Source organism: Camelimonas fluminis, from assembly GCF_014656355.1.
GTDB classification, from domain to species: Bacteria; Pseudomonadota; Alphaproteobacteria; order Rhizobiales; family Beijerinckiaceae; genus Camelimonas; species Camelimonas fluminis.
On sequence record NZ_BNCG01000021.1, the window covers coordinates 1 to 20,539 of the forward strand.

18 protein-coding genes are annotated in these 20,539 nt (G+C 65.0%); 14 read left to right on the forward strand and 4 right to left on the reverse strand.

The features are described 5' to 3' along the window. The first annotated feature begins 97 nt into the window (after positions 1–97). Positions 98–535 carry a universal stress protein gene (locus IE243_RS17180; RefSeq protein WP_191320628.1) on the forward strand — a complete coding sequence of 146 codons (438 nt, stop codon included), beginning with the start codon at positions 98–100 and terminating at the stop codon, positions 533–535. Between the two features lie 84 nt (positions 536–619). Here the strand turns inward: IE243_RS17180 and IE243_RS17185 are convergent, their stop codons facing one another. Further along, positions 620–868: a hypothetical protein gene (locus tag IE243_RS17185; protein ID WP_191320629.1), complete on the reverse strand. Its 249-nt coding sequence runs from the start codon at positions 866–868 to the stop codon at positions 620–622. Positions 869–1,207: 339 nt separating this feature from the next. Between IE243_RS17185 and catB the strand changes: the two genes are divergently transcribed. Further along, the gene (gene catB / locus IE243_RS17190; protein WP_191320630.1) at positions 1,208–1,840 is read left to right on the forward strand and encodes a type B chloramphenicol O-acetyltransferase; all 633 of its coding nucleotides are present in this window, start codon (positions 1,208–1,210) and stop codon (positions 1,838–1,840) included. Positions 1,841–2,610: 770 nt separating this feature from the next. Here catB and IE243_RS17195 read toward each other — a convergent pair. Then, entirely contained in the window at positions 2,611–3,378 is a 768-nt protein-coding gene (locus IE243_RS17195; protein ID WP_191320631.1) for an alpha/beta fold hydrolase, read from the reverse strand. Between the two features lie 569 nt (positions 3,379–3,947). Between IE243_RS17195 and IE243_RS17200 the strand changes: the two genes are divergently transcribed. Together IE243_RS17200 and IE243_RS17205 are read left to right on the forward strand one after the other, a co-directional pair. Beyond that, positions 3,948–4,988 carry a Ppx/GppA phosphatase family protein gene (locus IE243_RS17200; RefSeq protein WP_244643244.1) on the forward strand — a complete coding sequence of 347 codons (1,041 nt, stop codon included), beginning with the start codon at positions 3,948–3,950 and terminating at the stop codon, positions 4,986–4,988. Between the two features lie 295 nt (positions 4,989–5,283). After that, complete coding sequence (locus IE243_RS17205) at positions 5,284–6,054, forward strand: RlmE family RNA methyltransferase (protein ID WP_191320632.1); 771 nt, start codon at positions 5,284–5,286, stop codon at positions 6,052–6,054. A 194-nt stretch (positions 6,055–6,248) separates the two neighbouring features. On the opposite strand, the gene IE243_RS17210 is transcribed toward IE243_RS17205, so the two are convergent. Then, the gene (locus IE243_RS17210) at positions 6,249–7,730 is read right to left on the reverse strand and encodes a DHA2 family efflux MFS transporter permease subunit (protein ID WP_191320633.1); all 1,482 of its coding nucleotides are present in this window, start codon (positions 7,728–7,730) and stop codon (positions 6,249–6,251) included. Between the two features lie 601 nt (positions 7,731–8,331). Here IE243_RS17210 and guaB point away from each other — a divergent pair. The 5 genes from guaB to IE243_RS17235 all read left to right on the forward strand — a co-directional run bounded on the left by guaB (position 8,332) and on the right by IE243_RS17235 (position 15,066). Further along, complete coding sequence (gene guaB / locus IE243_RS17215; protein ID WP_191320634.1) at positions 8,332–9,828, forward strand: IMP dehydrogenase; 1,497 nt, start codon at positions 8,332–8,334, stop codon at positions 9,826–9,828. 200 nt (positions 9,829–10,028) lie between these two features. Next, positions 10,029–10,454 carry an MAPEG family protein gene (locus IE243_RS17220; protein WP_191320635.1) on the forward strand — a complete coding sequence of 142 codons (426 nt, stop codon included), beginning with the start codon at positions 10,029–10,031 and terminating at the stop codon, positions 10,452–10,454. Next, a complete protein-coding gene (locus IE243_RS17225) occupies positions 10,451–11,752 on the forward strand; it encodes an RsmB/NOP family class I SAM-dependent RNA methyltransferase (protein ID WP_191320636.1) in 1,302 nt (433 codons plus the stop codon). Before IE243_RS17220 ends, IE243_RS17225 begins: the two co-directional genes overlap by 4 nt. Before the next feature lie 165 nt (positions 11,753–11,917). Then, on the forward strand, positions 11,918–13,516 hold the full coding sequence (guaA, locus tag IE243_RS17230) for a glutamine-hydrolyzing GMP synthase (protein WP_191320637.1): 1,599 nt from the start codon (positions 11,918–11,920) through the stop codon (positions 13,514–13,516). A 293-nt stretch (positions 13,517–13,809) separates the two neighbouring features. Next, the gene (locus IE243_RS17235; protein WP_132004689.1) at positions 13,810–15,066 is read left to right on the forward strand and encodes a tyrosine-type recombinase/integrase; all 1,257 of its coding nucleotides are present in this window, start codon (positions 13,810–13,812) and stop codon (positions 15,064–15,066) included. Here the strand turns inward: IE243_RS17235 and IE243_RS17240 are convergent. Continuing rightward, positions 15,038–15,316, reverse strand: coding sequence for a helix-turn-helix transcriptional regulator (locus IE243_RS17240; protein ID WP_121583338.1), 279 nt, complete (start codon positions 15,314–15,316; stop codon positions 15,038–15,040). The genes IE243_RS17235 and IE243_RS17240 overlap by 29 nt on opposite strands. Before the next feature lie 264 nt (positions 15,317–15,580). On the opposite strand from IE243_RS17240, the gene IE243_RS17245 reads away from it, so the two are divergent. The 5 genes from IE243_RS17245 to IE243_RS17265 all read left to right on the forward strand — a co-directional run bounded on the left by IE243_RS17245 (position 15,581) and on the right by IE243_RS17265 (position 20,507). Continuing rightward, entirely contained in the window at positions 15,581–16,525 is a 945-nt protein-coding gene (locus IE243_RS17245) for an ArdC family protein (RefSeq protein ID WP_132004686.1), read from the forward strand. Beyond that, positions 16,522–16,926, forward strand: a complete 405-nt coding sequence (locus IE243_RS17250; RefSeq protein WP_104959423.1) for a DUF2958 domain-containing protein — start codon at positions 16,522–16,524, stop codon at positions 16,924–16,926. Before IE243_RS17245 ends, IE243_RS17250 begins: the two co-directional genes overlap by 4 nt. Positions 16,927–17,049: 123 nt before the next feature. Continuing rightward, a complete protein-coding gene (locus IE243_RS17255; protein ID WP_191320638.1) occupies positions 17,050–19,176 on the forward strand; it encodes a ParB/RepB/Spo0J family partition protein in 2,127 nt (708 codons plus the stop codon). Positions 19,177–19,599: 423 nt separating this feature from the next. Beyond that, the gene (locus IE243_RS17260) at positions 19,600–19,764 is read left to right on the forward strand and encodes a hypothetical protein (protein WP_104959421.1); all 165 of its coding nucleotides are present in this window, start codon (positions 19,600–19,602) and stop codon (positions 19,762–19,764) included. Positions 19,765–19,958: 194 nt separating this feature from the next. Next, a complete protein-coding gene (locus IE243_RS17265) occupies positions 19,959–20,507 on the forward strand; it encodes a hypothetical protein (RefSeq protein ID WP_104959420.1) in 549 nt (182 codons plus the stop codon). Positions 20,508–20,539 lie beyond the last annotated feature (32 nt).

Below are 20,539 nucleotides of genomic sequence, written 5' to 3' on the forward strand. Positions count from 1 at the left end.
AATGTGAGAACTACTTCGTTTCATGCGGATATGAGCCGGAATGATCGAAAAACGCTCTATCAGGCCCCAACGAAGCGAGTGTGTTTCGGAGGTTGTGATGGCACACCATATCCTCATCCCCACAGATGGGTCGCCATTGGCCCATCGGGCCGTCGAGCAGGGATTGTCCCTGGCCCACGAACTGGGCGCGCGCGTCACCATCCTGACAGTCGTTGAGCCGTTCCGCATCTTCTCTCTGGACCCGCAGCAGGTCGCGCTGACCCAGGATGAATACGAACAGGCCGCGCGCGATCAGGCCGGCGGTTATCTGAAGGAAGCCTCATCGCGAGCCCAGGCCATGGGCGTTTCCTGCGACGCGACGCAGGTTGAGCATGATCACCCCTATGCGGCCATCATCGACACCGCCCTGGCGCGCGGCTGCGACATGATCGCCATGTCTTCCCACGGCCGTGGCGGCCTGTCGGCGGTGATCCTCGGCAGCGTGACGCTCAAGGTGCTCACCCACAGCAAGCTGCCGGTGATCGTCTTCCGCTGATGAGGCTGCTGGCCATCTGGCCAGCTGTTTCCTGGCGGGGGCGCCGGGCGAAAGAAAAGCCCCGCCGAAGCGGGGCCGGTCCGGTCAGCGGCAAACGCGAACGGTCTTGTACATGGGCCGGCCATGGGGGCCGCGAACCTTCACGCGCTGCATGCGGCAAACAGGCTTGCGCACGTGGTGATGATGAACCTGCGGGCCATGCCGGTACTGTGCAAGTTCCAGGCCGGCGACGGGGGCGGTGGACACGGCGCTCATGGGCGCTGCGCTGGCCGAAAACGCGACGAAGGAACCGCAGAGGGCTCCGGCGGCGATGAAAGCGGCGCGCTTGAACATGGATTCTTCCTTCCTTGTGAAAACGGGGCCAGGCTAGGGGGCGGTAGTTTACGTAACGTAAATTCGCGGCGACCGCGGCGTCGGTCATCGCCGCGCGCCTTGCGCACCGCGTCTGCCGTGTTGGCGCCACTGCCCACGGCGCTGGAAGGGCGGTGTTGCCGCGTGAGCCCGTTCTGGCTATTGATGCCGGCATGAAGTCCGCGCACCGAACCACCTGAAGCCGGTTCCCGCATTTCAATGCGAGGAACGATCATGGCGCGATCATGCGTTCGCGCCAGCCAGTGGTTTTTTGCCTGAGCCGATCAATCGGTTTGCCGATGGCCAGGCGCGGTGATTGTCATGACGAATTACTTTGAGAGCCCTTTCAGGGGCGTTACGCTGGACCGTCAGGTCACGCAGCCGAACATCCGCGTTGGCCGCTTCAGCTATTATTCCGGGTACTATCATGGGCACAGTTTCGATGACTGCGCCCGGTTCATCCTGCCGGACGACGACGCGGACAAGCTGATTATCGGAAGTTTCTGCTCCATCGGATCGGGCGCCGCTTTCATCATGGCGGGCAACCAGGGGCACCGGAGCGACTGGGTCAGCACCTTTCCATTCTACTGGATGCCGGAGGCCCAGGCTTTCGCCGGCGCCCGCAATGGCTATCAGGCTGCCGGCGACACGGTGGTGGGGCATGATGTCTGGATCGGCTCGGAGGCCGTCATCATGCCGGGGGTCAGGATCGGCAATGGCGCGGTTATCGGAACGCGTGCGCTCGTGACGCGCGACGTGGAGCCTTACGCCATCGTCGGCGGCAATCCCGCCGGCGTCATCCGCAAACGGTTTGATGCGGAGAGCATTCGCATGCTGCAGGAGATGCAGTGGTGGGACTGGCCGGAAGAGGAGTTGCGGCAGGCCATGCCGCTGTTGACGGCCTGGGATGTCGCGGCCCTTTACCATCACTGGCGTGGCCGCATCGGCCGTTGATGACGAGCAGCAAAGATGAAGGCGGCGCCCCGGTCGCCGTCTTCCCCAACATGACGATCGGGGCTGCAGCAATGACGACATTCACCGCGCGGGACGCCGGCTTTGCCGCCCGGGGGGCGGCCCGGCTCTCACGACGTTCGCGCTCGATGCGGCCGGGAAGTCGAACTTCTTGCGTTTCCCAGATCACGGCCCTGGCCGGAACATCGGGCCGCCCGGCCTGGGGCCTGGTCTTGGACCATGTCCTGGTCTTGGCCCGTATCCTGGTCTTGGGCCGTATCCAGGCCGTGGTCCAAACCCGGGTCCCGGTCCAAACCCCGGACGCGGTCCCATGCCTGGAGGCGGCGGCCTGAAGCCCGGCGCCGCAGCAAAACCTGGCGGAGGGGGCCTTGGCCCCACCCACGGCCGGGGACCAGGGCCGTGGCCCCACCCAGGGGCGCGGTCCCACCCACGGACGCCGGTAACCGTAGCCCCAGCTTCCGCCGTAACCCGCCGGAGCCCCATAGTAATAGGAGTCTGGGTAAACCACCGGCGCGCCCGTCGCGTAATACGGACCCGGATCGCCAGTCACGCACCCGGAAAGCGCCAGGCTGGCGCTGACGGCGAATGCGCCGGCTAGCATGCGTGGCGTTCTGTTCATGACGCCTCCTGCATCGGTGCTGTTTGAACCGATGACATCCTGTTGCAATGACATCCTGTTCCATGGCGACGCTTCAGTCAGCAGTAAAACGCGGACGTCGCGCAATCGTTCCTGCAAGGACGATCCGGCCTGTTCACGGGCGCTCGGCCAGAAACGCCACCACCGCCTCCTTGAACACCCGGTCGCCCACCGCGAGGTTATGGTCGCGGCCGGGGATATCGACCGCAGACGCATTGGGCAGCATGGCGGCCAGCTCATGCGGCGAGCCGGCGATGTCGTCGCGCGTGCCAACGGCGATCAGCGTTGGCACGCCGATCTGGTAGGCTTCCTCCCGCGTCAGCGTCTGGCGGGTGCCGCGAATGCAGGCGGCCAGCGCCTTCAGGTCGCTGCGCGTCTGCTCTGCGAAGGAACGGAACATTTTTTGCTGCTTGTCGGTGAGGCCGTCGCCCGTCGGCGCCTCAAGCGCATCCGCAATGCCCATGGGCAGGCCGACGCCGTCCACCAGCCGGATGCCGAGCCCGCCAAGCACCGCCGAACGCACCCGGTCGGGGTGGGCGAGGGCCAGATGGGCGGTGATGCGCGCGCCCATGGAATAGCCCATGACGTCGGCGCGCGGCAGGCCCAGATGATCGAGCAGGTTCAGGCAGTCCTGAGCCATCAGGGCGGAATTGTAGCAGCTCGGATCATAGAATTTCTGACTCTGGCCGTGGCCCCGGTTGTCGAGGGCGATGACCCGGTAGCCGGCCCGGTTCAAGGTGGTGCTCCAGCCTGGATAGATCCAGTTCACCGAATGATTCGAGGCGAAGCCGTGCACCAGCAATACCGGATCGCCTTTGGCGCCTTCGGGCGCCGGCAGATCCACGAATGCGATGTCGACGCCGTCGGACGAAAAATGCTGCATGACGTCCCAGAAGTATGTCGCCCGCACACTGGCGGCCACACAAGGCCGGCCCTGAACGAAGCGCCCGCGTAGTCCACGCTCCGCCGGTGTCGGCGGAATGCGGCTATCTGATCCCTTGAGGATGGACAGATCGTAAATGTCCTGGCTCCCAGATCAAGGTTACGGATCAGGGCGCTTGGCGCCGGGCAGGGCAGCGTTTACGCTGTGGGCAACTTGCGCGCTCATGATGCGCGCCCTGATCTGTGAAGGATCGAACAGTGTCGGCGATGGACGATGCAGGCGCCAATGGCGCGTGCGCCGTTTCCGTAACAGTTGCGGAAAATGGCGGCGCACAGGATGGCGGCCCGGGCCGGCCTGCGTGGCGGGAGCCTGTCGCGGCGCACCGTCACGCCGCCCTGACGGCCAATGACGTCCATGAGGCGACGCGGGTTGGCCCGGCCCGGCCCGGTGAGACGCCGCGGCGCGATGCGCCCGGCGTCGCTCAGGACGACGCCGCATTCAGGCACGAGCGTCACGGCAGGGCCACGGGCCAGCGCCGCGGCGATGCCCGGCGTGGACATGGCGAAGCCTTGCGCCGGCGAAGTCGCGGTGCTGGGGAAACCGACGCCCGACAGCCGGGCGTCGCCTACGCCGCGCTGGACCTGGGCACCAACAATTGTCGTTTGCTGATCGCGGAACCGGGTGATGCGGGATTTCGCGTCGTCGACGCTTTTTCGCGAATCGTCCGTCTGGGCGAGGGGCTCGGCAGCACCGGGGCGCTGGCCGAAACCGCCATCCAGCGCTCGATCGACGCCCTGCGCGTTTGCGGCGCCAAGATGGATCACCGCCATGTGGCCCGCGCCCGACTTGTGGCGACAGAAGCATGCCGGTCCGCCCTGAACGGCGCTGATTTCATCAATCGCGTGCTGACCGAAACCGGCTTGCAGCTTGAGGTGGTCGACCGGCGAACCGAGGCGTTTCTGGCGGTTTCCGGCTGCGCCAGCCTGGCCGACCCGGCGTCGGAGTCGCTGCTGGTGTTCGACATTGGCGGTGGTTCCACGGAAGTGGCGTGCCTGGTCGGGCGTGGCGTTTCCACCATGAACGACCCGTGCCAGAGCATCGCCGATTGGGTGTCGTTGCCCGTCGGCGTCGTGACCCTGGCCGAGCGCCACGGCGGCAATACGGTGACGCCAGCCGTCTACCGGGCGATGGTCGATGAAGTGCTGGCGCTGCTCGAGCCGTTCCGCCAGCGGGTCGGATGGGCCGCGGCGCGCGAGGGCTTTCACCTGCTCGGCACATCCGGCACCGTCACCACGATCGCCGGGGTGCATTTGCGGTTGCCGCGCTATGACCGGCGTCGGGTCGACGGCCTGTGGATGAGCGACCGCAACGTCAACCGCGTTGTCCACCACCTGCGTCGCAGCAGCTTTCGCGAGCGGGCCGCCAACGCCTGCATCGGTAACGACAGGGCCGATCTGGTGCTCGCCGGTTGCGCGATTCTCGACGCCTTGCGACGCTGTTTCCCGGCTCCAAGGCTGCGTATCGCCGATCGCGGGCTGCGCGAGGGCATCCTGATGTCGATGATCCGCGAGGACGGCATGTTGCAGGCGGGGCGCGCCGGGCGCCGATGAGGCGGCCCGGTGCATTTTCAGCTCCGCCGGACAGGATTTCGCGTGTAGAAGGCGCCGAACCATGTCGGGCAGGGCGTCCAGCCCTGCATCAGGGACTTCATATGGACGCGGCGATCCTGGAACTGGATCCGCAGCCGACCGGACGGGATCGCCGCAGCGCTCCCGCCCGGGCGGCGGCGCTGTCTCCATTCAGCAGGTTTGTTGGTAATTTACCCCGGACAGGCGGTTGCTCCGCAGCCTCCTTGTTCGGGGATCGCGCTCCAGGGCGCGTATCGGAAATTCGGGTGATCAGGTTATGAGCGGTGCATCGGACAAGGGCGGCCAGCGCAATCTCAAGGTGCGCCTGAAGACCGCGAAAAAACGCACGACGGCGTCGCAGAAATGGCTGGAGCGCCAGCTCAACGATCCTTATGTCGAGCGGGCCAAGCGCGAGGGCTACCGCTCGCGGGCCGCTTTCAAGCTGCTGGAGATCGATGATCGCTACAAGCTGCTGAAACCGGGCCAGCGGGTGATCGACCTTGGCGCGGCGCCTGGCGGCTGGAGCCAGGTGGCGGCGCAGCGCGTCGGCGCGGCGGAGCCGAAACCGGGCGCGCCGGTGGGTCGCGTCGTCGGCATCGACCTGTTGCCGATCGACGGCCTGCCAGGCGTTGAAGCCGTTCAGATGGACTTTCTGGCCCCTGAAGCTCCTGACCTGCTGATGCAGATGTTGGGTGGTCCGGCCGATATCGTCATGTCTGACATGGCCGCCAACACCACCGGTCACAAGAAAACCGACCACTTGCGTATCGTCGGTCTGGCTGAGGTCGCCATCGAGTTCGCCCGCGAGGTGCTGGCGCCGGGCGGCGTGTTCCTCGCCAAGGTGTTCCAGGGCGGCACGGAAAACACTCTTCTGGCCAATCTCAAACGCGATTTCGCCGTGGTGCGGCATGTGAAGCCCGCCGCCAGTCGCGCCGGTTCATCGGAGCTGTATGTGCTGGCCACCGGCTATCGCGGCCAGGGAGCGTTGGGCGCCGGGCAGGATCATGATGATGATCCGCCCGCCGCCGGTCACTGGGACGCGGAATAACGCCAAAACCCAACGAGCGTGACCGCCTGGATTTTGGGTGAAGCGCCAGGCGGCGCAAAGCATTTTCTGCAAGGACATGAGACACACGGACCTGGGCAATGCCGATCGCGGATGCGTCGTCATGGTCGCTGTCTGGCATGTCCCACGACTACGCGGAGGCTTTTTCCTCAGGTCATCATGCAAATCCTGCAGCGTCAGCCCTCGCCGGCGCGCGGATGCTGTTGCACTGCTTCGGCGGTGGCCCGGCGCGCCGTGCCGTCGCCCGCAGAGTCGCGAACCTTGCGGCGGCTGACGTGGCCGGACATTTCCGCGCCGGCGTTGGGCGCAAGGCTGGGGATCAGCAACACGCCCAACGCTGAAACGACGCCGACGCACAGGAAAGCCGGCATGAAATCCTGGGCGGCGATGGCGTCGGGCTGACCGCTGCGCAGCAGCGCCGAGAATTGCAACGCCGCCGCCCCCAAGGCCACCCCAACGGCCAGGGAGAGTTGCTGCGCCACTGCATACAGGCTGGTGGCGAAGCTCATGTCCTTTGGCTCGATATCGGCGTAGGCGATGGCGTTGAAGGCGGTGAACTGCATGGAGCGCAGGCAGCCGCCGAGGAACAGCGTTCCCAACATCACCGCCAGCGGCGTCGTCGCCGTGAACAGCCCATAGCTGGCGACAAAGGCTGAGGCCAGCAGCAGGTTGAAGCCCAGCACTGAACGGAAGCCGAACCGGCGCAGGATGCGCGTCGCCAGGGTTTTGGTGAACAGCGCTCCAACCGCGGAGACAAAGGTGATCATGCCCGAATGCGCCGGCGTCATGCCGAAACCGGCCTGCAGCATCAGCGGCAGCAGGAAGGGAATGGCGCCCGCGCCAATCCGGAACAGCGAACCGGAATAAACGCTGACCCGGAAGGTGTTGATGCGCAAGAGCGAGAGTTTGAGCACCGGCGTCGCCACCCGCTTCGAATGCGCCAGGTACAGGCCGAGCAGGGCGACGCCCAGCCCGCCAAGGCCGATGGCCAGCGGTGGTGAAATCAGGTGGCCGCCGCCGCTGGAGAAGGCCAGCATCAGGGTGGCGAGGCCGCTGCCGGCGAGCAGGAAGCCCGGCATGTCGAGAGGCGCCACGTCCTCCTCCCGCACATTTTCAATGAAGATGCTGGCGAGGATGACGCCGATGATTCCGATCGGGATATTGATCAGGAAGATCCACCGCCAGTTGAACCAGGTGGTGATGAAGCCGCCGAGCGGCGGGCCGACCACCGGCCCGACCAGCGCCGGCACCGTCAGATAGGCCAGCGCCGACACCAGCTCCGCTTTGGGCACGGTGCGCAGCAGCACGAGCCGCCCCACCGGCACCATCATGGCCCCGCCCATGCCTTGCAGAAAGCGCGCCATCACGAAACCTTCGAGCGAACTGGCCATGCCGCAGGCCAGCGAGCCGGTCATGAACACCACCATCGCCAGCCGGAAAACCGTGCGCGCTCCGAAGCGGTCCGCCATCCAGCCGCTGATCGGAATGAACACCGCCAGCGACACCATGTAGGAGGTCAGGGCCAGTTTCAGCGCGATCGGGCTGACGCCGATGTCGCCGGCGATCGCGGGCAGCGAGGTGGCGATCACCGTGGAATCGGTGTTCTCCATGAACAGGGCGCAGGCGACGATGAGGGGCGTCAGGACCGAGCGCTTCACGGGCTGTTGCCTCCAGACAGGAATAGGCCAGAAAGAAATGGACGCGCCACGCCGGTCGCCGCTGGTGCGCCGGCGGACTCTGAACGGTGCTTGCAACATAGCTGCGATTGTGGCGCAGGGGGTATCCTGCGCATGCGGACTGGAGATTGCAGCCCGGCCTTCCGTGCATGGCCCCGCCGCTGTCGCCGTCATCCAGCCTGTGGGCGTTGCATGGGCAGGGGGCGGGGGGCATGGGCAGGAAACGCCCGTCGGCCGATGGAAAAGTCGCCCGTCGCCGGATGGCGCGGCCCCGGGTGGTTCCAGGCCCGGGCCGACGCGCGCCCAGGGCCATGTCAACAAACCGTAAAGGAATTTTTGCACGAACGCATTTGCTGTGCTAAGGGCCGGCGTCAACTTCGCTCATTCGCTGACGCCGGGTCGCAGAAAACAGACGCGATTGCCCGACGGGCGGGGGCGCATCATTATTTCGCTGGGATCATTCCCGCCAGCCTGTCCGGGTCTGGCGACAGGGAGGCGATCCCACACAACAGGTTGGGCCTGAACGACGGCGGCCAGCGGGCCGGCCGACAGACGGGGCGCCGGACCGGATCGGAAGTTGACCATGGTGAAAATCGACAATGGCGGGCGTTTTCGTGAAGGTCTCACCTTCGATGACGTATTGCTGCAGCCCGGTCCATCCGAGGTGCTGCCCGGCGACGTTAATGTCGCCACCCGCCTGACGCGCACCGTTTCGCTCAATATTCCGATCATTTCCTCGGCCATGGACACCGTCACCGGCTCCAACATGGCCATCGCCATGGCCCAGCTTGGCGGCATCGGCGTCATCCACCGCAACTACGATCCGGAGGAGCAGGCCAACGAGGTCCGCCGGGTCAAGAAATACGAATCCGGCATGGTGGTCGATCCGGTCACCATCCACCCGGACGAGACCCTGGCCGACGCCTTCGAGCTGATGAAGCGTCACGGCATTTCCGGCATTCCGGTGGTGGAGCGCGCGCCCGGCGGCCAGAAGGGCAGGCTGGTCGGCATTCTCACCAACCGCGACGTCCGCTTCGCCACCAACACCGCCCAGCCGGTCTCCGAGCTGATGACCAAAGAGCGGCTGATCACGGTGCGCGAGGGCGTGGACCAGGCCGAGGCCAAGCGCCTTCTGCACCAGTTCCGCATCGAGAAGCTGCTGGTGGTGGACGACGCCTACCGTTGCATCGGCCTCATCACCGTCAAGGATATGGAAAAGCAGGTCGCCTATCCGCAGGCGGTCAAGGATGCGCGCGGCCGCCTGCGCGTCGCGGCCGCCACCACGACCGGCGAGCAGGGCTTCCTTCGGGCCGAAATGCTGATCGACGCTGGCGTTGATCTGCTGGTCGTCGACACTGCCCACGGTCATTCGAGCGGCGTGCTTGAGTCGGTCAGCCGCATCAAGAAAGCTTCCAACGGCGTGCAGGTCATCGCCGGCAACGTCGCCACCGCTGGCGGTTGCCAAGCGCTGATCGACGCTGGCGCCGACGCCGTGAAGATCGGCATTGGCCCGGGCTCCATCTGCACCACGCGCATCGTTGCGGGCGTCGGCGTGCCGCAGCTCACCGCCATTCTCGACGCCGCTGAAGTCGCCGCGAAAGCTGACATCCCGGTCATCGCCGACGGCGGCATCAAATATTCCGGCGATCTTGCCAAGGCGCTCGCCGCCGGCGCCGAATGCGCCATGATGGGCTCGCTGCTGGCCGGCACGGAAGAAAGCCCGGGCGAGGTGTTCCTGTACCAGGGCCGCTCCTACAAGTCCTATCGCGGCATGGGCTCCGTCGGCGCCATGGCGCGCGGTTCGGCTGACCGCTATTTCCAGCAGGATATCAAGGACACCCTGAAGCTGGTGCCGGAAGGCATCGAGGGGCAGGTGGCCTACAAGGGGCCGGTGTCGGCCGTGCTGCACCAGCTCGTCGGCGGCCTGCGCGCCGCCATGGGTTACGTCGGCGCCGCCAACCTGCAGGATTTCCGTGAAAAATCCGAGTTCGTGCGCATCACCAGCGCTGGCTTGCGCGAGAGCCACGTGCATGATGTGACGATCACGCGGGAAAGCCCGAACTACCCGACGCGGACCTGACGCCAGGTCCTGATGGGGTGACCCGTCGGGTTTTGCTGAGGCCGGGCGGTAAAGCATGTCCTGCAAGGCAATGCGTCCCGCGGCTTTGAGCCTTGCGGGTCGCGGATGCGCCAGCATCTTCGCGAGGGCGGCGTTGCCGGAAGGCAAGACGCCGGCAATTGGTGAGGCGCGGAGCGCCAGTTTCAGAGGCGGGAGACAACATGAGCGTACAGGCCATTTTGCTTCCGGTTTTTGTTCTGGTGGCCCTGACCTTTGTCCTGCTGTTCATGCTGGCGGGTAGCCGCCGGCGGGCGCTAAACCACGGCGAGGTGCGCGAGCGCGACGTCACGCTCAACCCGGACAACTGGCCGGATGACGCGCGCCGGCTTAACAACGCCTATGGCAACGCCTTGGCCATGCCGGCGCTGTTCTATGCGCTGGTGATTCTGGCCCTGATCACCCGCAAGGCAGACCTGCTGTTCGTCGTGCTGGAGTGGGTCTATGTGGCGGCCCGGATCGTTCAGGCCGCAATCCATGTGCGTGGTGGCCGCATGCTGGCGCGCGGCGCCGCCTTCGGCGTCAGTGTTTTTGTTCTGATTATCATGTGGGGGATCTTCGCCGTGCGTATCCTTTTTGTCGCCGGATGACGCCAGGAGCCCGCATAGCCGCGGCCATCGAGGTGATGGCCGACATCGAAGCCCGTCGCCGGCCGGCGCCCGACGCCCTGCGCGACTGGGGCCTGTCGCATCGCTTCGCCGGCTCCAAGGACCGCGCCGCCATTGCTTCGCTGGTCTACGACTGTTTGCGCCGGCGGCTCTCGGCCAGCTTCGCCATGGGCGAGGAGGGCGCGCGGGCCACGGTGATCGGCATGCTGGCGCTGGAGCGCGGCATGAACAGCGAGCAGATCGCCGCCTTGTTCTCGGGCGCCGGTTATGCCCCGCCGCCGCTCTCCGCCCAGGAACTCGACTCCCTCGCCAATGGCTGGGAGCGCCTCGGCAAGGCCCCCATGCATGTGCGCGGCGATTTCCCCGAATGGATTGGCCCTTCGCTGTTGCGCGGCTTTGGCGACGAAGCGGCGGTCCTTGCCGAAATGCACGCGCTGGCCAGCCGCGCGCCCGTCGATCTTCGCGTCAACACCCTGAAGGCCGAACCGGCGAAGGTGCTGGAAGCGCTGTCATGGATGGGCGCGACCCTGGCCCCGCATGCGCCGGCGGCGATTCGCCTGCCGCCGCCGCCGGATGGCCGGGGGCAGTCGCTGCAGGGGGAAGAAGGTTTCGTTCGCGGCTGGTTCGAGGTGCAGGATGAGGGCTCGCAGATGGCGGCGCTTTACAGCGGCGCCCGCCCCGACCAGACGGTGATCGACCTCTGCGCCGGAGCCGGCGGCAAGACCCTAGCGCTCGCCGCCATGATGCAGAACCAGGGTCGGCTGCTGGCCACCGACGTGGACGGCCGCCGCCTGTCGGCAATCTATGACCGTCTCGACCGTTCCGGCGCGACCTGCGTCGAGGTGCGTTCGCCTCGCGGACGCTGGCAACCAGGCGGGCCTGAGCCGCTGGAGGATGTCGCGGGCCAGGCTGATCTTGTGCTGGTTGACGCACCCTGCACCGGAACCGGCACCTGGCGGCGCAACCCGGACGCCAAGTGGCGTCTGCGCCCCGGCGGGCTGGCCGAGCGGGTGAAGGACCAGCAGGTGGTGCTGGCGCGCGCCGCCGGCCTGACGCGCCCAGGCGGCCGCATCGTCTATATCACCTGCTCGCTGCTGCCGGAGGAGAACGACGAAGCCGTGGCGCGGTTCCTGCAAAGCCACCCCGAATTCACGCCCGCGCCGCTGGCGGAAACCAGTTTTGGCCGCCCGGGCCATGAACGCTCCGGCGGCGCCCTGCAACTCACGCCGGCGCGCACTGGAACCGACGGCTTTTATGTCGCCGCTCTGGCGCGCGCCTGATGGCTCCGGTCTTCCGGATTTGCTCCGGATCGCTGCCGGTAAGCACCGGAGGCGTTCCGAATTCCTGGTTTGACGCATGTCCTTCACGAAAAGTGGGGTCCACTTTTCGTGAAAATGCTCTAGAAGGCCTCTTTCCCGGCCCCCATACGATGGTCTGACCGCCCCATGAACGCACAAGCCGCCGCCACACCCGTCGAAGGCATTCACGAGAAGATCCTGATTGTCGATTTCGGCAGCCAGGTGACCCAGCTCATCGCCCGCCGCGTGCGCGAGGAGGGGGTTTATTCGGAGGTCGTGCCATTCCAGAGCGCGGCTGAGGCCTTCGCGCGCATGCAGCCGAAGGCGGTGATCCTGTCTGGCGGCCCCTGCTCGGTGCTGGATGACAATGCGCCGGAAGCGCCGCGCGAGATTTTCGAGTCGGGCGTGCCGGTGCTGGGCATCTGCTATGGCGAGCAGACCATGGCCAGGCAGCTCGGCGGTGTGGTTGAGGGCGGCCATCATCGTGAGTTTGGCCGCGCCGAGGTCGAGGTCGTGGCGGATTCGGTGCTGTTTGATGGCGTCTGGGGCCTTGGCAACCGTTATCCCGTATGGATGAGCCATGGCGATCGCGTGACCCGTCTGCCGGAAGGCTTTCAGGTCATCGCCGCGTCAGAGAATGCACCGCACGCCGCCATCGCCGATGAGACGCGCCATTACTATGGCGTGCAATTCCATCTGGAAGTGATTCACACGCCCGACGGCGCGCGGCTGATCCGCAATTTCGTCCGCCGCATCGCCGGCTGCACCGGCGACTGGACGATGCGCGCGTTCCGTGACGAGGCGGTCGCCCGCATCCGCGCCCAGGTGGGGCAGGGCCGCGTGCTGTGCGCCCTGTCGGGCGGCGTCGACTCGGCCGTCGCGGCCGTGCTGATCCACCAGGCAATCGGCGACCAGCTTACCTGCGTGCTCGTCGACCACGGCCTGATGCGCATGGGTGAGGCGGACTGGGTCGTCAACCTGTTCCGCGAGCACTACAACATTCCGCTGGTGCACGTGCAGGCGGAAGAGCTGTTCCTCGGCAAGCTCGCTGGCGTCAGCGATCCGGAGCAGAAGCGCAAAATCATTGGCGGCCTGTTCATCGACGTGTTCGATGTGGAGGCGAAGAAGATCGCGGCGTCCCACGGCGGCGCGCCGGAGTTCCTGGCGCAGGGCACCCTGTATCCGGACGTGATCGAGAGCGTTTCCTTCACGGGCGGCCCGTCTGTCACCATCAAGAGCCACCATAACGTCGGCGGCCTGCCGGCCCGCATGAACCTGAAGCTGGTCGAGCCGCTGCGCGAGCTGTTCAAGGACGAGGTGCGCGCTCTCGGTCGCGAACTCGGCCTGCCGGACGCCTTCATCGGTCGCCACCCGTTCCCGGGGCCTGGCCTGGCCATCCGCTGCCCGGGCGAAGTAACCCGCGAGAAGTGCGATATCCTGCGCCAGGCTGACGCCATCTATATCGACGAGATCCGCAAAGCCGGCCTCTACGACGACATCTGGCAGGCGTTCGTGGTGCTGCTGCCGGTGCGCAGCGTCGGCGTCATGGGCGACGGCCGCACCTACGACTACGTCTGCGCCCTGCGCGCGGTGACCTCCGTGGACGGCATGACGGCGGATTTCTATCCGTTTGACATGAAATTCCTCGGTCAGGTTTCCACCCGCATCGTCAACGAAGTGAAGGGCATCAACCGCGTCACCTACGACATCACCGCCAAGCCGCCGGGCACGATCGAGTGGGAATGATTCAGGCCCATCCAAACGCCGCCGACAACGCGCCAGAATTTCCCCTAACACTCTGATTGAAAATATTTTTTTATCCGCCACCTATCGAGACCTATCGGTGGGTAGCAATCACAAGTACCGTCACGATTGACGGTGCTCGCTCATATTGATCACGGCCGTCTCAGAAAGTACCGTCGCAAGAGTTGAGGATCGTGACGGTACTTTTTTCAACGTAAGACACTGATAACAAAGTGATTTAGGCGTCACGAACCTCCCAAAACCGCATGACGGTACTTTTCGGAGGCTGCGCGAACATGTTGACGGACGCTGCGCTTAAGGCGCTGAAACCAAAAGACAAAGTCTACAAGGTGTCAGACAGGGACGGCATGTATGCCCGTGTCACGCCGACAGGTCTGATCTCATTCAGCCTGGATTACCGGCTGAATGGGCGCCGCGAGACCGTCTATCTCGGCAGGTACGGACGTGACGGCATTTCGCTCGCACGGGCTCGCGAACTCTGCCTGGACGCCAAACGCGCAGTCCGAGAGGGCCGCTCACCCGCAATTGAAAAACAGCGCGAGAAGCGCCGCCTGAAAGAGGCCAAGAGCTTCGGTCAGTTCGGCGAGAAGTGGCTGGACAAGGCTCCGATGGCGGACAGTACCAGAGCGATGCGGCGCTCGATCTTCGATCGAGAGTTGCTGCCCGTCTGGCGCAACCGGCTGCTGCACGAAATCACCCCAGATGATCTGAGAGCTCTCTGCGCCAAGATCGTCGATCGCGGTGCGCCTGCAACGGCCATCCACGTCCGCGACATCCTCAAGCAGATCTACAGTTTCGCGATCCTGCACGGCGAGAAGGTGCCCAATCCCGCCGATGAAGTCGGCCCAGCTTCGATTGCTGCATTTCGGCCCAGAGACCGTGCGCTTTCACCGACAGAGATCCGCATCATGCTGAGGCAACTGGAGCATGTCCCGACTTTGCCGACCATTCGCCTCGGCATGAAGCTCTTCCTGCTGACGATGGTTCGTAAAAGCGAGCTGCAGGACGCCGTATGGGACGAAGTGGACTTCGAGAACGCGGTTTGGAGCATTCCGAAGGAGCGGATGAAGCGCTCCAAGCCACACAATGTGTATCTTTCCCGACAGGCGCTCGACATCATGATCGCGCTCAAGACCTGTGCCGGCAATTCCCGGTATCTGCTGCCCTCGCGTTACGATGCGGATGCCCCAATGTCGCGGGCGACGTTCAACCGCATCACCTACGCGGTGGTCGATCTGGCGCAGAAGGAGGGGCTGCCGCTCGAGCCGTTTACAGTCCATGATTTGCGACGGACCGGCTCAACGCTGCTGAATGAACTCGGTTTCAACAGCGACTGGATCGAGAAATGCCTCGCCCACGAGGACGGGCGATCTTCGCGCGGCGTCTACAACAAGGCAGAGTACGAGGTTCAGCGCCGCCATATGCTCCAGGAATGGTCGGACGTCGTTGACGCATGGGTGGAAGGTCGCAAGCGGCCTGTCACCCTTCTCCCCCCGACCATGCCTATGCTTGAGCCCGACCCTGCCCTTTGACCGGCCGGAACTTCCGCTGGGCGACGTCGGGGTGTTTGGCGCGCGGGATTGGCCGCGTGCGCCGGCTTTCGAGCCACGCTTCGACCTCGGCAAGATCCCAGACGACGCATCTGGGTGAAAGGGCAAAGCGGCGAGGAAATTCTCCGCGCTGCTCCATTTCGTAAATGGTGCTGTCCGCCAGAGGAACGATTTCTCGCAGTTCATTCCTTCGGATCGAACGTTTGACGGGCCGGTCGCTAACGGATGGCATCTGCAGCTCCTGATCGTGGTGCGGTGATGCGATTGGAGCCGATATGTGCCGATAAGGGCCAGCAGAAATTGGCCGCGGCGTATGGTCGGCGACCATGGCGTGCAGATCGGACAGGCCTGATGCTGTTTGCGGCCGCTTTCTCAGGCGGGTCTTCTCCATTTAGGCCCCACCGCGGCTCCTAGAGTGAGAGTGCGGACGGGGTTTGCCGTGACGGGTTGAAGGTCGGGAGAGAGGCTTCCGGCGCCCGTCGCGGAGACAATCTCGATGGCCAGACAGAACCGCGCCGCACGCGACGGCGGCGACCGCACCAATCTCTATGACGAGATCACCGCGAAAATCATCAACGAGCTGGAGCAAGGGCGCTTGCCCTGGGTCCAGCCCTGGGGCACGGCGGCGAAGGCGCCGCTCGCGATGCCGAGGAATGCCGCGACGGCCCGGCAATATTCCGGGATCAACATTCTGATCCTCTGGGGCACCGTTGTTCAATACGGCTATCCGACCCAGCATTGGTTGACTTTCCGCCAGGCCTTGTCGCTCGGCGGCAATGTCCGGAAAGGTGAGCGCGGCACGACCGTCGTCTATGCCGACCGCTTCACGCCCGAGGATGAGAAGCGCCGCGCGCGGGAGACGGGGGAGGAAGCTGGCAGCATCCCGTTTCTCAAACGCTTCACCGTGTTCAACACGGCGCAATGCGAGGGCTTGCCTGAGGATGTTGCTATCGAGGCGCCGCCACCGCCGCCCCACATGATCGAGCCAAGGGTCGAGGCGCTGATCCGGGCGACCGGAATCGACTTTCGCATCGGTGGGAACCAGGCCTTCTATGTTCCAGCGCACGATTATGTTCAGGTGCCGCCGCCACAGGCCTATTTCGAGCCGATCGACTGGCACCGGACCGCCCTGCACGAGCTGGGGCACGCCACCGGCCATGCCTCCCGGCTTGGGCGGGATATGTCGGGCCGCTTCGGCACCAGGAAATACGCATTCGAAGAATTGGTCGCCGAAATGAACGCGGCCTTCTGCTGCGCCTCGCTCGGCGTTGTGCCGACCGTACGCCATGCCGACTACATCGGCTCCTGGCTCGAGGTGCTGCGCGAGGACAACCGCGCCATCGTCCGCGCCGCTTCCCAGGCCAGCAAGGCGGCCGATTGGCTGCTGGCGCATCTGCCCCGCGAAGATACAGCATCGACGGATCGGAGGGCTGCGGCATGATCCTCCTGACCAGCACCCAGCGCGAGCAGCTCCTCGCCAATGGCCGCCAGAGCGATGTCGACCCCGTCCCCGTGGTAAAATTCTTCAATCCGTTGGGTAGCGGCGTCTGGCTTGCGACCGAATTGGATAGCGACGGTGACACCCTTTTCGGCCTTGCCGATCTGGGGTTTCCAGAGCTTGGAAGCTGGAGCCTTGGCGAAATGCAGGCGATCCGCTTGCCCTTTGATATGAGGATCGAGCGCGATCTGCACTTCACCGGCGATTTCCCGATCTCGGTCTGGGCTGACATGGCGCGGCGGGCCGGTGGCATCCGCGAGGCCGAGCGCATTCTTTACTCCGGCGCCCGAGCCGCCTCCACGCCGACCCGGAAACAGACCGATACACAGAGCCGGAAACACTGAATCCCGCTTCTCCGGCTTTACGATTTGCGCCGCTCTCTTGAGAGGAAGAGGGCGGCGCTTTGCTTCGTGACGGGTTGGTGGCCGGAGAGAGAGGCTCCCGGCGCCCGTCATGGAGTAAGGCATATGGCTGCTGCCGTTCAGAAGATCACCCTCGCGTCCTCGCGCGATATCCCGTTCAACAAGCTGGCGCTGAGCCAGGCCAATGTCCGGCGCGTCAAAGCCGGCATCTCGGTCGAGGAACTGGCCGAATCCATCGCCCGCCGCGGCCTGATCCAGTCCCTGCATGTGCGGCCAGTCCTCGACCCTGAGGGCAAGGAAACCGGCATGTTCGAGGTGCCCGCAGGCGGTCGCCGCTATCGGGCCCTTGAATTGCTGGTCAAGCAGAAGCGTCTCGCAAAAACTGCACCGGTACCATGCGTCATATCCGAGGCCAATGCCGACATCCTGATCGACGAAGTCTCGCTCGCGGAAAATATCGAGCGCGCGCCGCTTCATCCGCTCGATCAGTTTCGGGCCTTCCAGGCGCTGCGCAACAAGGCGATGAGCGAGGAAGCCATCGCAGCCGCCTTCTTTGTCGACCCGAAGGTCGTCAAGCAGCGCCTGCGTCTTGCTGCGGTCTCGCCCGTGCTTCTCGACGTTTACGCCGAAGACGGCATGACGCTCGAACAGCTCATGGCCTTCACCGTGTCGGAAGACCATGCCCGGCAGGAACAGGTCTGGGATGCGATCAAGGATTCCTGGCAGAAAGAGCCGCACTATATCCGCCGTCTCCTGACTGAAACCGCAGTGCGCGCCTCTGACAGGCGAGCGCTTTTTGTCGGTATCGAGGCCTATGAAGCCGCCGGCGGCTATGTGCTGCGCGATCTCTTTCAGCGCGACGACGGCGGCTGGCTTCAGGATCCGGAGCTGCTCGATCGCCTAGCAGGCGAAAAGCTGAAAGCCGAAGCCGAGTCCATTGCGGCCGAAGGCTGGCAGTGGGTCGAGGTAGCGGTGACCTTTCCCTATGGCCACGACCACGGCCTGCGGGAACTCGAGGGCTCGGTCGCCGATCTGACCGACGATGAGCGCGCCACCCGCGAATCCCTGCGCGAGGAATATGACCGGCTCGAAGCCGAATATGCCGAGGCCGACGAGCTGCCCGATGAGGTCGATCAGCGGCTTGGTGAGATTGAGCAGGCGTTGGAAGAATTCGAGCGCAGGCCGATGATCTATGATCCCGAACAGGTTGCGCGGGCGGGCGTCTTCGTCAGCATCGATGGGAACGGCAAGCTGCGGGCCGAACGGGGTTATGTTCGGCCCGAGGATGAAGCGGCGATTGATGGCGAAGATCCCGATGGCTCCTCCGGCCCGGCCACAGAGGGCGCAGTAGCTGGTGTGTCGCATGCGGTTGTCCAAGTCGGTGGCGGCAGCGAATCTCCGGAGGACGACGATGAGGTCGAGATTGTGCGGCCGCTGCCGGACCGGTTGATCAGCGAGCTGACCGCGCATCGCACGCTCGCGCTGCGCGATGCTGTTGCGATGAATCCCCATATTGCGATGACCGCGCTGCTGCATCGGCTGGTGATGGACACCTTCCTGCCGCAGCCCGCCAGGGGATGCCTCGAGGCCCATGTCCGCCAGGTTCACTTGCCGGCACAGGCTGAGGATTTGCGCGACAGCGTCTCGGCGCGGTCTGTTACCGAACGGCACGAACGCTGGGGCGATCACATCCCGGCTGACGATGAGGCGCTCTGGAACTGGCTGATCGATCTCGATGAGGAGTCCCGCATGGAGCTTCTCGCCCATTGCGTCAGCTTTGGCATCAACGCCCTTTACGAAAAGCCCAATCCCTATAGCGGCACGGGCGTCAGCCAACACGGGCTGGAGGTGCGTCTCTCCCAGGCGAACCGTCTGGTGTGCGCTACCGGTCTCGACATGGTGGTGGCGGGCTGGAAGCCGACCGTCAGCAACTATCTCGGCCGTGTGACCAAGCCGCGCATCCTCGAGGCGGTTCGCGAAGGTGCAGGCGAACGGGCATCGGAGCTGATCGGGCATCTCAAGAAGGGCGACATGGCCAAGGAAGCCGAGCGCCTGCTCGCCGATACCGGCTGGCTGCCCGAGCCGCTGCGCACGATCGATCCTGCTGCGGAGCCTGACGCTTCGGCGGAAGGCGATGTCGATGTGGACCTTCCTGAATTCCTCGCAGGCGACGCCGAGGATGACATTGTCGACGAAGAGGATGAGGCGCAGCAGGTGATCGCCGCGGAATGATCGTCACGCGGGGCGGCTCCGGCTGCCCCGTCTCTTCCTGACGCAATCGGGATGGAGCAAGCCGCGCCAGGGTCGCCCCAGGATCAATCCCCGTCATGGCTGGCGCAATGGGTGCCGTCCCCGGGGCTGAAGGATCATCGCTTATTGCCCGCGTGGTAACCAGGCTGGCGCGGCGAACCGATCCGCAACGGATATGCGGATTCCTGTCAGAGGCAGAACACCCCCCCGCTTCCATTCGCAAACCTTGGTCTGAGCCGTCGTCTTTGCATTCAACCCGCAAGGGGTCGGCTTGACGCTTTGCGTGCCGCCCTCGCGGATCCGGACAAGCCGAACGCGCGAGGGTGATTGCAGATCCGGTCAGACACTTCGGGCGCCTGTCGCGCGGGGGATGGTCCCCCGCCTCCAAAACAGGAGCCGGAACCCATGTCCTATGCAGATGCCACCGCCTTTGCCGCCAGCCTCGCCACCACGCTGATGACTGTGATCGTCGTGTTCCAGGCCGGGGACGGCACCCATGGCGCCATGCCCGCCAATGAGTTCGATGGCGACGAAGAGATGGTGAAACTCGAACTTGATCCGTGGATCTGAGGCACGAGAAGAGCCTCATCCCGATGGCCCGGCGCGCAGGCAACGCAGCCGAGCCATCGCTTTGCGGATAATCTCTCACTGCCGGCGGTAGCGGCCATACCGCGATACGAAAGAGTTAGAGTGCGGGCCGGTTGGCCGTGACGGGTTGGTGGCCGGAGAGAGAGGCTCCCGGCGCCCGTCGCGGAGTAGTTCCCATGTCCCTCCACCGCTCATCCGGCTTCCGCCCGATCGGCGAAATCCTCGCCCGGCAGGTGCTGCCCGGGCTGCGTAGCGCCCTTCGGTATCCGCTACGGGTTTCCTGCCTCGGCACTGTCAGTTTCGTCGACGATCACGATACCAGTCAATTCGACCGGACTATCGTTCTCGGTGAATGTACCACTCCCGAAGACGCCATGACGATCGCGGCACAGCGCGTTTCGCGTGACGATATTCGCGTTGGAGAGGACGACACGCTGCGCTTTGAGGCGCGCATTGCCGCAATTCATGACTCGACCTACGGTCTGGTCCTCGCCGGAGAAATCCGGGCTCGGGCCATTGTCTGGCAGCAGCCTGTCATCTCTGACGCGCAAGCCCGCCGTATCGTGAGCGAGGCAAGCCGGTTGCGCGGCAGCGCCTCGGCGGCTTGCGATGCCCGGTCGGCGCGGAACCTGCGCTACCGCGCCAGTCTGCTCGAAACACGCCTGGTCGATCGCGGCTGGCGGGAGACCGCTGCGGAACTGCTTAGCCTGCCCCGCGCCGCCTGATTTTCACCTCTTCCACGCAATCGGCCTGGTCC